Annotated in this window: 13 protein-coding genes and 1 tRNA gene; 1 reads left to right on the forward strand and 13 read right to left on the reverse strand. The window is 64.8% G+C overall.

Translation table 11 applies throughout. The features are described 5' to 3' along the window. Nucleotides 1–13: 13 nt before the first annotated feature. From HAP41_RS25490 to HAP41_RS25525, 8 genes are all read right to left on the reverse strand, one after another. Nucleotides 14–673 (reverse strand): OB-fold-containig protein, encoded by a 660-nt coding sequence (locus tag HAP41_RS25490; RefSeq protein ID WP_166096525.1) that lies wholly within the window; start codon nt 671–673, stop codon nt 14–16. A 10-nt stretch (nt 674–683) separates the two neighbouring features. Beyond that, on the reverse strand, nt 684–1847 hold the full coding sequence (locus tag HAP41_RS25495; protein ID WP_166096524.1) for a PspA/IM30 family protein: 1164 nt from the start codon (nt 1845–1847) through the stop codon (nt 684–686). A gap of 340 nt (nt 1848–2187) precedes the next feature. Next, on the reverse strand, nt 2188–2571 hold the full coding sequence (locus tag HAP41_RS25500) for a RidA family protein (protein WP_085401464.1): 384 nt from the start codon (nt 2569–2571) through the stop codon (nt 2188–2190). 14 nt (nt 2572–2585) lie between these two features. After that, entirely contained in the window at nt 2586–4916 is a 2331-nt protein-coding gene (locus tag HAP41_RS25505) for an acetamidase/formamidase family protein (protein WP_085401463.1), read from the reverse strand. 134 nt (nt 4917–5050) lie between these two features. After that, entirely contained in the window at nt 5051–6292 is a 1242-nt protein-coding gene (locus HAP41_RS25510; RefSeq protein WP_166096523.1) for an acetamidase/formamidase family protein, read from the reverse strand. Nucleotides 6293–6335: 43 nt separating this feature from the next. Continuing rightward, nucleotides 6336–7958, reverse strand: coding sequence for an amino acid ABC transporter permease/ATP-binding protein (locus HAP41_RS25515; protein ID WP_166096522.1), 1623 nt, complete (start codon nt 7956–7958; stop codon nt 6336–6338). Next, nucleotides 7958–8875, reverse strand: coding sequence for an ABC transporter substrate-binding protein (locus HAP41_RS25520; RefSeq protein WP_166096521.1), 918 nt, complete (start codon nt 8873–8875; stop codon nt 7958–7960). Before HAP41_RS25520 ends, HAP41_RS25515 begins: the two co-directional genes overlap by 1 nt. A 440-nt stretch (nt 8876–9315) precedes the next feature. Next, on the reverse strand, nt 9316–9579 hold the full coding sequence (locus tag HAP41_RS25525) for a hypothetical protein (RefSeq protein WP_166096520.1): 264 nt from the start codon (nt 9577–9579) through the stop codon (nt 9316–9318). 262 nt (nt 9580–9841) lie between these two features. Between HAP41_RS25525 and HAP41_RS25530 the strand changes: the two genes are divergently transcribed. Further along, complete coding sequence (locus HAP41_RS25530; RefSeq protein ID WP_039148908.1) at nt 9842–10036, forward strand: hypothetical protein; 195 nt, start codon at nt 9842–9844, stop codon at nt 10034–10036. 81 nt (nt 10037–10117) lie between these two features. Here the strand turns inward: HAP41_RS25530 and HAP41_RS25535 are convergent, their stop codons facing one another. The 5 genes from HAP41_RS25535 to HAP41_RS25555 all read right to left on the reverse strand — a co-directional run bounded on the left by HAP41_RS25535 (nt 10118) and on the right by HAP41_RS25555 (nt 13000). After that, the gene (locus HAP41_RS25535; protein WP_008132040.1) at nt 10118–10264 is read right to left on the reverse strand and encodes a hypothetical protein; all 147 of its coding nucleotides are present in this window, start codon (nt 10262–10264) and stop codon (nt 10118–10120) included. Between the two features lie 189 nt (nt 10265–10453). Further along, nucleotides 10454–10527 (reverse strand) — tRNA-Cys (locus tag HAP41_RS25540). 56 nt (nt 10528–10583) lie between these two features. Continuing rightward, the gene (locus HAP41_RS25545; protein WP_166096519.1) at nt 10584–11345 is read right to left on the reverse strand and encodes an ABC transporter ATP-binding protein; all 762 of its coding nucleotides are present in this window, start codon (nt 11343–11345) and stop codon (nt 10584–10586) included. Nucleotides 11346–11352: 7 nt separating this feature from the next. Then, nucleotides 11353–12198, reverse strand: a complete 846-nt coding sequence (locus HAP41_RS25550) for an ABC transporter permease (RefSeq protein WP_175618079.1) — start codon at nt 12196–12198, stop codon at nt 11353–11355. Between the two features lie 67 nt (nt 12199–12265). Continuing rightward, entirely contained in the window at nt 12266–13000 is a 735-nt protein-coding gene (locus tag HAP41_RS25555) for a tRNA-uridine aminocarboxypropyltransferase (protein WP_063983412.1), read from the reverse strand. Nucleotides 13001–13149 lie beyond the last annotated feature (149 nt).

Below are 13149 nucleotides of genomic sequence, written 5' to 3' on the forward strand. Positions count from 1 at the left end.
AATAAATGGCTTGCTAGCTGCTTAGAGTCGGCTTGGAAGGTTTCAGTTCATCGTCGGCCTTCACCGCCACGAAGCGGGTGCCGGCGCGATCGACCAGCAGGACCATAGTTCCCTGCGGCAGGGGCGATGATGACGGTGCGGCGACCGCCCAGACGAAATGGCGGTTGCCGTGGACATCGGCGACGCTGACGCGGCCGGGCGGCCCCTGATCGAGCGGGCCGATGACGACCTCGCCGACGCGGCCGACGAGATCGCCAAGACCGACGGCATAGCTTTCATCCTTGGGGATGACCCGCGCGATGGCGCGGCTGGTAGCGCGGACGAGCGGAATCGAGACGGCGACCGCCCCGACCGAGGCGAGCGTCGCCGGCAAGGGACCGGCCACCATCCGCGCGATGTCCTGGATCAGAAAGCCGGTGATGGAGAAGGCGCCTAGCAGCAGCAGCAGGAAGATGAGCAGCGGCACGCCGCCGACATTGATCCAGGAAATGGCGTTGATCACGCCATTGTCGCTGGGGTGACCAAAATCGATGTTGGTGCCGAGCATCTCGCTCAGCGAGGCCCCGACCAGCATCGAGACCACCTCGATCGAGCCGACGATGAGGATCATGGCCGCCGCGATCGCGAACGGCCTGACCTCCGGCGACATCACATGTTCGAGCAGAGCGCTCATGACACATTACTCAGGAGCGCGACTTCAACCGCGCCAGCCTCGCTGCAATCTCCTTGTCGCGATGCAACGTGCTGAGCTCGTCGATGTCGCTTGAATACGGGATCGCTGCCGGAACGCCGGTGGCGCGCGCCACCGCCCTGCCCGCGCGCAAGGCCTTCGCTGCCGCCGAGGCACCACCGGACTTCCGGGGCGACGTCGAGGCCTGATGGCTTGCGTGAGCCTCGCTCTTTTCGAGATCGGCGCGGCGCTGCTCGGCATCTTGCAATGCTGACAGCACGGCGCGCAGCGACGTCACGCACTGTTCGATCTTCTCGTTGTTCTCATCGATGGCCCGGGAGAGCACCTCGAACTGCGCCTCGAGGTCTATCTGACGCGCGATGCCGGCGCAGGCGAGATCGTCGCGGCTATCCGCGATCGCGCCCTCGATCTTGGGCGTGAGATCGGTCATCTCGCGTTCGATCTCGGTGCGGCGCGCGTTGAGACGGTATTCCTCGGCGCGCGCGGCCGCGAGCGCATCGCGCGCTTCGCTCTCCGCGCGCTCGATCTCGCGGATGGCTTGGCCAACCACGTTCAGCTTGTTCTTCCCCTCCGCCTGCTCGATCGCGTCATAGGCGATCCCGGCGATCAGGCGCCCGACCCGGGACAGGAAGTTGTCGGGGGCGGCAGCGATGGTATCCATAGCGTTCTCCTCCTCTGGCAGATTGTTCGGCGTGACACCGTAGTGAACTTCGAAACCGTCGTCGGTGCGGATGAGGTGCGCGGGAGCGCTCTGCCCCCAACCCTCGGCATAGCCGGCATAGTCGAAGGGAACGCTGAAGCGCCCTTCCACGGTTGCAATCGAAATGGTGGCGGGGCCCTTGATCTTGGCGAGCTTGTCGTCGAGCGGCAGGCGGCGGCCCTGCGCGGCGCGATAATCGGCGCGGTCGCGCAGGCCCAGCGTCACCAGGCGCGAGGGCAGCGCGGTCTGTTTCCGGATCGACTCATAGGCATGGGCATGGAGCAGGACGACGTTCGATCCGACGTTATGGCTCCGCGCGACCTCGTCCAGGATCTCCATCATGCGGTCATAGGCCTGGAACGTCGCCTCCATGGCGGCCTTGGCGGCCGGGTCAGGGGCAAGCCTGTAACGCAGCGCGGATGGCGCGTTTCGGGACGACGGGCTCATGGAAAGCACTAAAGCACCATTTTGGTGCCTTAGGAAGAGGAAGTACGATCACGTTCCCCTGACCCTCATGCACTCTGTGGGTTAGTCGTCGGCCGCAGGCGACGCGTTCAAGGCGGTTGATCATCCCTAGATCACGGCCGATCAAGACTTCTTGCACGCGCGGGTTGCAATTTAAGACGAAGTGGAGGGAGCGTTTGGCGACTGCTACTCTCGTGTCCCGGCCGCGTTGCAACGTGGAACGTTACGGCGCCAAGCCGGGACCCGGAAAGCCGCACCGTAGCTGTGGCATGGGCCCCGGCTCTGCTGCGCATCAGTTCGTGCCGCAGCGACCGGGCTGCGAAAGCCGAGCTCACGGCCGCCGGCACACCAGGTCGATCTCGATCAGCGCATCATAGGCGAGCCCGGTGACGCCGACACACGTGCGAGCCGGCAAACGATCCGGTGCGAAGAAGCTGCGATAGGTCTCGTTCATTGAGGCGTAGTCTTCCTTGAAACGCGTCAGATAGATCCGCGTCATCACGACGTGCTCGAGGCCGAGATCGAGGCCGGCGAGCACCACCTTCAAATTCTCCATCACGGCCCGCGTCTGCGCCTCTATGCCGTCGGGCAGCACACCCGGCGCCTGCGGCGTGTCCGGCATCTGGCCGGTGACGAAGACAAACCCGTCGGTCTCGACGGCGTGGCTGAAGGGCGCGACCGGCTTCGGTCCGCCGCTGATCATGTGGAATTTCACTTGAGATGTCCTTGTTAAGTCGCGTCCCGAAACAGGCGCTTGCTGAGGATGGCGTGCACGCCCCAATTACCGTCGACGACCTGGGTGACGCCAAAATCGACGGCGGCCGACATCAACGCGATCGCCTCGTCCTCGCTGAGGCCTTTGACGTTCATCAGGAAGCGCCGCATTTTCCGGAACGCATCCTTCATGGCAAGGTCGAGCGAGGACTTTGCGTAGACCTCGCTCTGGCCCTGCGCGCCGAACTCGGCGAGATAGTTGGGATGGCTGAACCCGGTCAACACCCAGTCGGTCTCGGTCTCGATCAGGGGATAAGAGAGATCGGCAAAGGGCCGGCCTGCAAGATCGGCCTTCTTGTGCAGGATCACCTCGAACGTCCCTGTCATCGAACATTCGATCGCGGTGCCGCTGAGCTCGCCGTCGCCCTGCGTGGCATGGGAATCGCCGACCGAGAGCAGCGCGCCGGGCACCGAAACCGGAAGATAGACGGTAGACCCCTTCCCCAGCCGCCAATTGTCGAGATTGCCGCCGAAATAGGACGGCGGCACGGAGTCGACGAAATCGACCTCGCGCGGCGCCACCGCGATCACGCCGAAATGCGGCCTCAGGGGAATGCGGATGCCATCGAGTACGGCATGCCGGCGCTTCACCGTGGCCGGCGCGACGGGGACGCCGGGATAGTCGTAGGTGGCGTGCATGACGCCGAAGGGGTCGGTCTGCGGCTCCCAGCGATAGGAATAAAGCGCCCGGGCGTGCGGCTCCTCTGGATCGTCGAAGATCTCGTAGATGGTGACGACCTCGCGCGGCATGGGACCGCCGAGAAACTCGTTGTAGTGATAGCCCCACCAGGCCGCGACCGAGGAGCCGAACACGCGGCCGGCATGGTTCGGATTGCGGCTCGCGCGCGGCACGATGTCGAGGATGCGCACCTCCAGCACGTCGCCGGGCTGAGCATCCTTCACCGCGACCGGCCCTGTGCAGATGTGCACGCCAAATCCTTCGCCGGCGCCACGGCCGAACACGCTGGCATCCATCGGGCCAGCGCCGCGACGATCGACGTTCTTCTTGTCCCGTGTCCAGCCGAACACGCTTTCAGCACCGGCATCGCCCGCGATCATCATCTCGGGTGCGTCGGAGGCGTGCTGCGTCAGCGTCTCGACGGTGATGGTGTCCCCCGAGGCGATCTCGATTTGCGGCGCCAGCGAGCGGCTGAAATAGCCCCAATGGATGCGGCTGGCTTCGACCGGGAGATGGTGATGCCTGCGTTCCGTGGTCGTCCGCTCCTCAGTGCCGGCACACGCAACGGTGCTGCGTGCCTCGACGCTCGAATGCACGCGCAGTTGCGCCAGCGCCTCCTGCGGCCAGCCGCGCTGGCCGGCAATGCCGTGCTGCAAGGTCGCCCGCTCCGCCTCCTGCTGGCGAAACTCGCGCGGCGGCAGGCCGAAGCGGTGACGGAAGGCGCGGCTGAAATGAGCGGAATCGCCAAAGCCGTAGGCATAGGCGATCTCCGAGATCGAACGATGCGCCTCGGTCGGATTGGACAGATCGGCCCAGGCACGCTGGAGGCGGCGCTCCCGGACGTAATGGGTGAAATTGTCGCCGACCGTCTCGAACAGCTTTTGCAGGTAGCGCTCGGAAATCCCCTCGGCCTGCGCGACGCGCGCCGGTGCCAGTTCGGGATCGTCGAGCCGGCGCTCGATGGTCTGGCAGATCCGATGCAGCAGCGCTGCCTGCGTCGCGCTCGATCCGGCATCGGACGTCGAAGCCGCCAGTTGATGCGCGAGCGTCAGGAGCAGATCAACGAGCGACTGCGCGACCGAATTCCACTCGGCATCGCTCAACGTGTCGAGCGTGCGCGCGGTCGCGTCCAGCAGACGCGAGAACACATCGGCAAAGCCGCTGGGTGGAACGACGCGGGGCTCGCCGAGCCGCGGCCTGCCCGAGAGGCGTCCGTGCAGCGCTTCCGAGGTCACCGACAGCACGATGGCCCGCATGTCGCGCTGGAACACGATGCTCCAGTCCCCGCTCCGCGGCAGCAGCACGAGATGGCCGACCGGAACGATGCGGTGGCCGCCGGCGCTCTTCAGCACCATGCCGTCCTCGACCGGGATCAGCGCGATCGGAAGGTCTTCATTCGGTTGCGAAAGAGGCGCGACGCTTTGCGCGCCAGCGGCCATGCGCGTCAGCGCAACACCTGCGGCATGGCGATGCGATGCGGTTGCATGTCCGTCAAAGAAGGAATGGCCGGTCGCCGGTTGCAGGCCAACCGCCGCCAGCACGTCCCGCCAGGCTTCGGGGCGGTCGTCTTGCGCGTAGGACTCGCTCGTGAACGGCCGGAAGCTCATCGGATCAACCCAGATTGCAGTTGATCGAAGCAACCTCTGTGCCAGACGAACGCGGTCATCCGTCGCAGCAACGGGCCGCAAATGACGTTCGCCGCTCATCCCCTCATCCCGAAAACTCGCTGTGTCTCAATGCATTAGTCGCAGCGAAAGATGTTCTTGCGGATCGTGCCGTGGACGCCCCAATTGGCGTCGACGACCTGGGTGACGCCGAAATCGGCGCCGACCGATAGCAGCGAGATCGCCTCGTCCTCGCCGAGACCGTGCACGGTCATCAGGAACCGCCGGAGTTTTCTGAACGCATCGCGCATCGCACGGTCGAGGCTCGAGTGATTGGCAATCTCGGTTTGTGCGTCGGCGCCGAGCGCGGCCAGATAGTTCGGATAGGTGAAGCCGTAGAACGACCAGGCGTGATCGGTCTCCAGCATCGGATGGTCGAGGCCCTCCAGATTGGTGCCGGCCAGATCAGCCTTCTTGTGCAGGATGAACTCGAAATCGCCGGTGAGCGAGGTCTCGATTGCGGTGCCGCCGAGCTCGCTGTCGCCTTGCGCGGCGTGGGGATCGCCGACCGAGAAATAGGCGCCGGGGACCGCGACCGGATAGAACATCCGCGCGCCCTTGCCGATGCGCCAGTCGTCGATGTTGCCGCCGGTGTAGCTCGGCGGGATCGAGCTGACGAAGTCGGCTTCCGACGGCGCGAGGCCCATGGTGCCGAAATGCAATCGCGCGGGCACCCTCACGCTCGACAGAATGTTTTCGCGCTTCCTGACGGTGGCGTGATCGACGCGCACGCCGGGATAGTCGATGGTGGGATGCACGATGCCGTCGGGGTCGGTCTGCGGCGTCCAGACGTAGTTGTAGACCGCTTTCGCATAAGGCTCGCCCGAGGTGTCGAGCTCGAAGATGGTGACGACCTCGCGCGGCTTCGGCTCTTCGATCAAATCGTGATAGTGAAAGCCCCAATTGGCCGCGACGTTGGAGCCGAAGCAGCGGCCGGCATGGCAGGCGCTGCAGCTCGGTCGCGGCCTGATATCGAGGATACGCACTTCCAGGATGTCACCGGGCTCGGCGCCTTCGATCGCGACCGGTCCGGTGAGGAGATGCACGCCGATCCCCTCGCCCGCGCCGCGCATGAACGGACCTTCGGTCGGGCCCGAGCCGCGGCGCGCGACCGCCTTGTGCTCGCGCGTCCACTGGAACACGCTCTCGGCGCCGGGATCGCCCTGGATCATGCGCTCGTAATCGTCATTGGCATGATGGGTCAGCGTCTCGATGGTGGCGCGATCCCCGGAGCGCAATGTCAGGGCCGGCGTCACCTTCTTGGAGAAATAGCCCCAGTGGACGTTCTTCGGCGAAACCGGCAGCGTGAAATGCTTCATGAGATGGCCTCTTCGGGAGTCTTGAACCTTACGAAGGCAGCGCTCATCGCACCACCTCCGGAGTCTTGTCGGCTTCCATCACGCTGAGGAAACGCGCCGTCAGCGGATTGCGGGGATTGGTGAGCACCTCGTGCGCCGGTCCCTCCTCGATGATCGCGCCGCCGCTCAGGAAAGCGACGCGGTCGGCGACTTCATCGGCAAAGCGGATCTGGTGCGTCGAGATGATCATGGTGAGGCCGTCGTCGATGGCGAGCCGCCGGATCACTTCCAGCACCTCGTTGACGAGCTCGGGATCGAGCGCCGAGGTCGGCTCGTCCAAAAGCAGCACGCTCGGATTGGGCGCCAGCGCGCGGGCGATGGCGACGCGCTGCTGCTGGCCGCCGGAGAGATGTCGCGGCAGCGCGTCGGCGCGATGCGAGAGACCGACACGGTCGAGCAGCTCGGTGGCGCGACGGTCGGCGTCGATGCGGGTCATACCGTGGACCCAGCGCAAAGGCCCGGCGATGTTTTCGCGTGCCGACAGATGGGCGAACAAATTGAACTGCTGGAACACCATGCCGACACCGACGGTTGCCCGCTCGTTGGCGATCGCCCGCGGTGACAGCAACTTGCCGTCGTCGTCAAAGCCGAGACGGCGGCCGCCGACGCGCACGGTGCCTCCGTCCCAACTTTCGAGATGGTTGATGCAGCGGAGCAGCGTGCTCTTGCCGGAGCCGCTGGGTCCAAGCAGCGCGACCACTTCGCCAACGCGAACGGTGAGATCGAGGCCGCCGAGCACGTTTTGCGTGCCGTAACTCTTGGTGAGGTCCTTGGTCTCGACCGCGATGTTGTTGCGCGCGATCGTCGCGGAACGCCGCGTGCGCTCCTCTCTGGTCAGAGCAAGCGGCGGCGTGTCGGTCAGCTCTGCTTGCACGAGTTCGGAATTGGCAACGGTCGCCTCAGTGAGCTCGAGCTTGGTGCCGAGGTCGACGCGACGCCAGGGCAGATAGTCGGCGAGCTTGCGCTGACGCCCCTTGGCGCGATCGAGATCGAGCAGCCATTCGACGAACAACTGGATGACGCTGATGGCGAAGGTCAGCACGAGGTACAAGAGTCCAGAGGCGAAGAAGATCGAGAAGAAGTCGAAGGTCGAGGACGCCAGCTGCGTCGAGCGCAAGGTCAGCTCCTGGACCGCGACGACGGACGCCAGCGATGAATTCTTCAGCGCACTGACGGCCTCGTTACCGAAGGCCGGGATCATGGTGCGGATCGCCTGCGGCGCGATCACCCGCCACATCAGGATCCGCGGCGTCATGCCGAGCGCCTGACCGGCCGTCACCTGCCCGCGATCGACGCCGAGCACGCCGGCGCGCAGCATCTCCGCGATGAACGGCGCCTCGTTGCAGGCGAGCGCGAGGCCGGCCGCCAGCACCGCCGGCAGCTTGATGCCGATATGCGGCAGCGCGTCGTAGGCGAACACCATCTGCAGGATCAGCGGCGTGCCGCGGAAGATCACGGTGTAGGCCCTGGCGATCGCCGCCAGGGGCCAGAAGCGCGAGAGCTGCATGCCGGCGAGGATCAATCCGAGGATCAATCCGCCGCCGAGCCCGAGGGCCGTCACCTCGAGGGTGAGCTCGATGCCCTCGAGCAGATACGGCATGCTCAAATAATGGAGGAACAGCGACATCAGTCAGCCGTCAGAATGTCCGGCTCCTTGAAGTTGTTCACGTCGAGCCCGTGCTTCTTCAGAAGCTCCATATGCGTGCCGGCCTTCTGCACCTCGATCAGTGTGGCCAGCACGGCGTCGCGGAATTTCGGCTTGTCCTTGGGCACGGCGATGCCGACCGAATACGGGATCGTCACCGCGACCGCCTTCTCCAGCTTGTCCGGATAGGCCTTCACCGCACTGTCGACGGTATTGACGTCGTTGATGTAGGTGTCGGCGCGGCCGGCCAGGATCGCCTGGATGCAGTTGGCGTTGTTGTCGTAGAGCTGGATTGTCGGCTCGGCCTTGCCGGCCTTCTTGCATTCCGGGATCAGGGCCTGGATCAGGGGCACCTCGACATAGCCGGTGTTTTCGGCGGCAGCAGCACCGCACATCGACGTGTTGATGCCGTTGATGCCCTTCGGATTGCCCTTGGCGACCAGCACGCCGTCGAACACTTTCGAGTAGGTGATGAAGTCGGCGGCCTTCGCGCGCTCCTTGGTGGCGTAGATGTCTGAGATGACGATGTCCGCCTGGCCGGCAGCGAGTGTTGTGAGGAGTGCTGCGAACGTCACCGGCTTGTAGGTCAGCTTGAAGCCGAGGCATTCGCCGATGGCTTCGCCAAGATCGATGTCGAAGCCGATATATTTGCTGGGATCCTTCGGGTCGATCGTTTCATAGCCCGGCGTGTGCGGGTTGATCGCGTTGACGAGGGTCTTGCCCTTCCAGTCCGGATATTTCTCCTGGAGTGCGGCGCAGGCGGCGGGCGCGGCGGCCTGCGCGCTCAGCGGCACCGCGGCGACGAAGCCGAAAGCGATGGTTGCGCCGAGCGCGACCTTGCGCCATGGCAATGATGCGCGTGCGATCCCCCGTGCATGGGGCAATACCCGTGTCTCCATCTCCAGCTCCTTCGAATTGTCATGGCACTGGCCATGTTCCAGATCTCGGGAACGAGCCTAGGTGGAGTGCGGACGGGAAAGCTTGTCCGCGGGCGTACAAAAAATTGGATGAATGGGGCCCGCGAATTGGGCAGCCCGCTGCACAAAAACTGTTCGTGCGTCAGGTGTCCTGCGGCACGCAATTCCGAATTCGGGAGAACCAAATGATCTCGCGCGACGCAATAATCTGGGCGGTCGGAGAATCAATCAGTCAGGATATTTGACAGAGATATGACGTTTGCTGACGGAAATGAGGCGCGGGGCAGACGCATCTGTGGACGACATCCACAGCATCTCACCGCTTTCCACAGCCTGTCCGCAGCATATCCACAGGCCGACTATGCCGGATTCGCGAGACCGCACGAGCCACTTGCTGCGCACAAACCCACAGGGCGGCTATGTCAGCCGCCGGCCTGGTCGAAGACGGTGCGGCAAGCCTCGCTCAAGCTTGAGCAGTTACGGCGCAGACAGGCCGTGATGGCGCGGACGTTGGGGATCTCACCGGCGCAGAGCCGATAGACGTCGGGGGTGCAGGCCCGGCGCTGCTCCGGCGTTCCCTGCTGCGCATTGGCGGCGGAGGCGAACAGCGCCAGGAACAGCCCGACCGTCGAGGCGCGGCGCGCCCGGCTCTTCGCACCCGCAAACCGTAAGAACCTTGCCCTCATGACCAAGTCTCCCGTCTGCCTTGCCCGCCCCCGGCCTTCGCTGGCCGGTGTCGTGCCAAGGGGTAGGAGAAATAAATCGCGGGGGATGTGATCTCTTTCACACTGAGGCCGGACGGGAGGAACGTACGGTTCCGCGGGGATTTTAAGGAATCGCTAACCAATCGGAGCCCGATCGCCGGATCGCTAAAATGCGAACGATCGGCTCAATCGGGTAACAAACCGGCTTTGCGACATTGCGCCATCCGCGTTCTGCGAGGGTGCGATGAGCGAAGCCGAATTCAACTTGCTGCTGGATGCCGTCCGGGACGCCATGGTCTATCAAGATTTCGCGCCCGAGCCGGAGGAGGAATTCGTGCCCCGCTCGTGGTCGTACGTCGCAACGCCCAAAGCCGCCAATGACAATGAGGGCGCCTGGCCCCTTCTGCCGTTTCCGGACGGCTGGTACGCGGCCTGTTGAGACCACTTTCAACGTCAACCGATGCGCCCGCTCACGCGGGCGTTTTGCTATCGGCCATGCGCCGGAACGGCGCGGGACCGATCAGGTCTTGACCCGCTCCTCGCCGTCCTGCGGCGCCCGGTCGGGTGCGGCCGGCGGAAAGATGCTGTCATAGATCGCACGGGCCTCGCGAATGAGGCGAGCCCGCTCCAGCTCGGATTTCGGGACAAATCGGACGACGTCGCTCACGTGCTCTCCAGCTCCAGGGGTTCGTGACGCATCACTTCGCAGATGCGAAGTCTATGCCATCGGGCCTGAATCGCTGGTGTCCGCCAAGCCCCGGGCAAACCCGGTGTGCACGGCCTGGCAGGCCTCAATCGCGTGCTCCGCGGAACGCGCGGTGAGCAAAATTTATGATGAAATATCAGGAGGTTGTTATGGAGGCCACGACCAGAATTGAACTGGTGTACACGGTTTTGCAGACCGTTGCGTAACCACTCCGCCACGTGGCCCCGTAAGGGCGGAGCAATATAGGGGATCAATGGCTTAGGCAACCCCGACCGGGCGTTTACGCCTTGGCCCCGCTGGGGCCAGCGAGATATTTCGCAAGAATCGCATCGGTCGGGCCGGCCGCGGTGATCCGCCCTTCCTCGAGCAGGATCGCGCGGTTACAGGTATTCTGGATCAGCTCGATGTCGTGGGAGGCCAGCACCAGGATGCCGGCACGGGCCACGATCTCGTCGAGCCGCTGCCGCGCCTTCCGGCGGAATTGCTGGTCGCCGACGCCGATCCATTCGTCGAGCAGCACGATCTCGCCTTCCACGGCGGTTGCGACCGCGAAGATCAGGCGCAGCATCATGCCGCTGGAATAAGTCCGCAGCGGCAGGTCGAGCCGGTCACCGAGCTCGGTGAACTCGGTGATCTCCGCCCGCCGCGCATCGATCTCGGAGCGCCGTGCGCCGATCACGAGACCGCGGCGCACGATGTTCTCGTAACCTGTCGCTTCCTCGTCGAACCCGGCCGACAGGTCGAACAGCGACAGGCAGTGGCCGAGCACGTCCACGCTGCCCGCGGTCGGATGATAGATGCCGGCGAGAACCCGCAGCAGCGTGGTCTTGCCGGCGCCGTTGGCGCCGATGATGGCGACGCGGTCACCGGCGCGGATGTCGAGACTGACGTCGTTGAGCGCGGAGACGATGTGCGGCACCGCCGGCGTCCGGCGCAGCGTCACCGCGCTGACGAAGCGGCTGCGCAGCGAACGGTCGCGGAACGACAGCACCGGAAAGTTGACCGAAACATTGCGAAGCACGATGTGGGCAGCAAGGCTCATGCGCGCCTCACAGCCAATACGCCACGCGGTGGCGGTATTTCGCGTAGTAGCCGAAGGCGATGACGGCTACGACGATCGCATAGATCGCCCCGAGCAGCCATTGCTGCGGATCGGTCGGCTGCGACAGCAGCGGCCTGCGCACGAGGTCGAGCAGCGTCGCGAACGGATTGGCCCGGATCAGCCAGTGGAACGCGGTGCCGCGCAGGGCGTCCTCGGTCCAGATGATCGGCGTCAGGAAGAAGATGAATTGCAGGCCGCTGACGATCGCCGTGCCGATATCGCGAAAGCGCGCGCAGAGCATGCCGAGCGCGACCGAACCGCCGAGCAGAACGATGAGCAGGATCGCAAAGCCGGGCACCGCGAGCAGCATGCTCCCATGCAGCGGCCAGGGCATCACGATGTACAGCAGCACGACGATCACCAGATGATGCGCGAAGATGAGGACGTTGCGCGCGATCATCTGGAGCACATGCACGATCAGCGGCGCGGGTACGGCCTTGATCAGGTGGCCCGACGCCACGAAGATGCTGGAGCCTTCCTGGAGCGTCGTCGCGATCAGGGTCCAGACGATCAGGCCGACGGCGAAGGGCGGCAGGAAACCGGCGATGTCCTGCTTGAACAGCGCTGCGTAGACCGTGCCGACACTTGCGATTGTTGCTGCCAGCGTCAGCGTGATCCAGAGCGGGCCGATCACGGTGCGCCGGTAACGCAGCGAAATGTCCATCAGCGCGAGCGTGCCCCAGCGATCGGGCCGCGCCGCCTGTGCAAGGATTTCCTTCGCCGCGGCCTGAATGCGACTGCCCCTTCCGCGTCCGGCTATCCGATGCTGCGAAGATAACAGTTCGCGGCCCATCGGCCGATCGTCTCTACCCGCCCGTCTCGCGCGGGGCAATCAACCGTACGGAGGATTTAAGCGCGAGTCAGCTGCGCTTGCTGCGCCGGACACCGCGCCGGCGGTCCTTGACCGGCGGTTTTGGTGCCAATTCCGGCATTTCGGCCTGAACCTCGCGGTAGCGCGTCAACATCCGTTCAAAACTGGCATTGAGCGTCTCGGCGATATCGGGGCGCTTCTCAAGACTGGCCAGGATGGTCGCGGCCGCCTCGATGGTCGACAGCCCGTCTTTCCGCGGCTCCTTGCGCAGGCGTCCGTATCGGGAGGGATGCGCCGGGTTGAGGATCACGCGCTGGCATTTGAGCATCCAGGGATTGCGCCACCACAGCGCCTTGGCCTGGCTCCAGGTGCCGTCGAGCAGCACCACGCCTTCGAGCTTGCCGAGGATCGAGCGCTGGTTCTCCGCGACCTCGCCCTTGCGGTTGAGCGCCAGGATCTCGCCCTCGGCCTCCAGATCGGCCGCGCGCGCCGAGCCAAGATAGAGCACGGCCCAGTGCGAGGCGTTCTCGACCGGCCGCGCCAGCGCCTTGGACAGGCTCGACCAGGACAGGCCGACCCGCACCGTGGCATCGGCAAAGTGCTTCGCAAGCAGCCGGGCGGTGCCGAGCGCCCTGTCCTGCTCCTGCGGATGCTGGAGGATCAGGAGCGAGAGCCGGTTCTTGATGGGCGTGACACTGTCGCAGATGCACAGCGGCATCGGCTTCTGGCAGTGCGGGCATTCGGGGATCGGATCGGCCGGCGCGGCGGCTGTGGGGTTCGACATGGTCGCCGCTATACGCTTGAAGCGGCGGTTCAACAACCCGGCCTCGCGTGGACTCGGCAGTGGCTGCCGCCGAATATTCGTCGTCCTCGGCAGACAAAAAGACCGCCCGAAGGCGGTCGTTTCGCGTGCGTGTCGGAGCAATCCGACTA

Origin of the sequence: Bradyrhizobium barranii subsp. apii (assembly GCF_011516635.5) — a bacterium.
GTDB lineage: Bacteria > Pseudomonadota > Alphaproteobacteria > Rhizobiales > Xanthobacteraceae > Bradyrhizobium > Bradyrhizobium barranii.

Bases quoted from the DNA above. Each gene is read 5' to 3' on its own strand.
- HAP41_RS25510 (WP_166096523.1), bottom strand. From the start codon at position 6,292: ATGAAGCATTTCACGCTGCCGGTTTCGCCGAAGAACGTCCACTGGGGC.
- HAP41_RS25545 (WP_166096519.1), bottom strand. From the start codon at position 11,345: ATGAGCCTTGCTGCCCACATCGTGCTTCGCAATGTTTCGGTCAACTTT.
- HAP41_RS25515 (WP_166096522.1), bottom strand. From the start codon at position 7,958: ATGTCGCTGTTCCTCCATTATTTGAGCATGCCGTATCTGCTCGAGGGC.
- HAP41_RS25550 (WP_175618079.1), bottom strand. From the start codon at position 12,198: ATGGGCCGCGAACTGTTATCTTCGCAGCATCGGATAGCCGGACGCGGA.
- HAP41_RS25490 (WP_166096525.1), bottom strand. From the start codon at position 673: ATGAGCGCTCTGCTCGAACATGTGATGTCGCCGGAGGTCAGGCCGTTC.
- HAP41_RS25505 (WP_085401463.1), bottom strand. From the start codon at position 4,916: ATGAGCTTCCGGCCGTTCACGAGCGAGTCCTACGCGCAAGACGACCGC.
- HAP41_RS25555 (WP_063983412.1), bottom strand. From the start codon at position 13,000: ATGTCGAACCCCACAGCCGCCGCGCCGGCCGATCCGATCCCCGAATGC.
- HAP41_RS25530 (WP_039148908.1), top strand. From the start codon at position 9,842: ATGAGCGAAGCCGAATTCAACTTGCTGCTGGATGCCGTCCGGGACGCC.
- HAP41_RS25525 (WP_166096520.1), bottom strand. From the start codon at position 9,579: ATGAGGGCAAGGTTCTTACGGTTTGCGGGTGCGAAGAGCCGGGCGCGC.
- HAP41_RS25520 (WP_166096521.1), bottom strand. From the start codon at position 8,875: ATGGAGACACGGGTATTGCCCCATGCACGGGGGATCGCACGCGCATCA.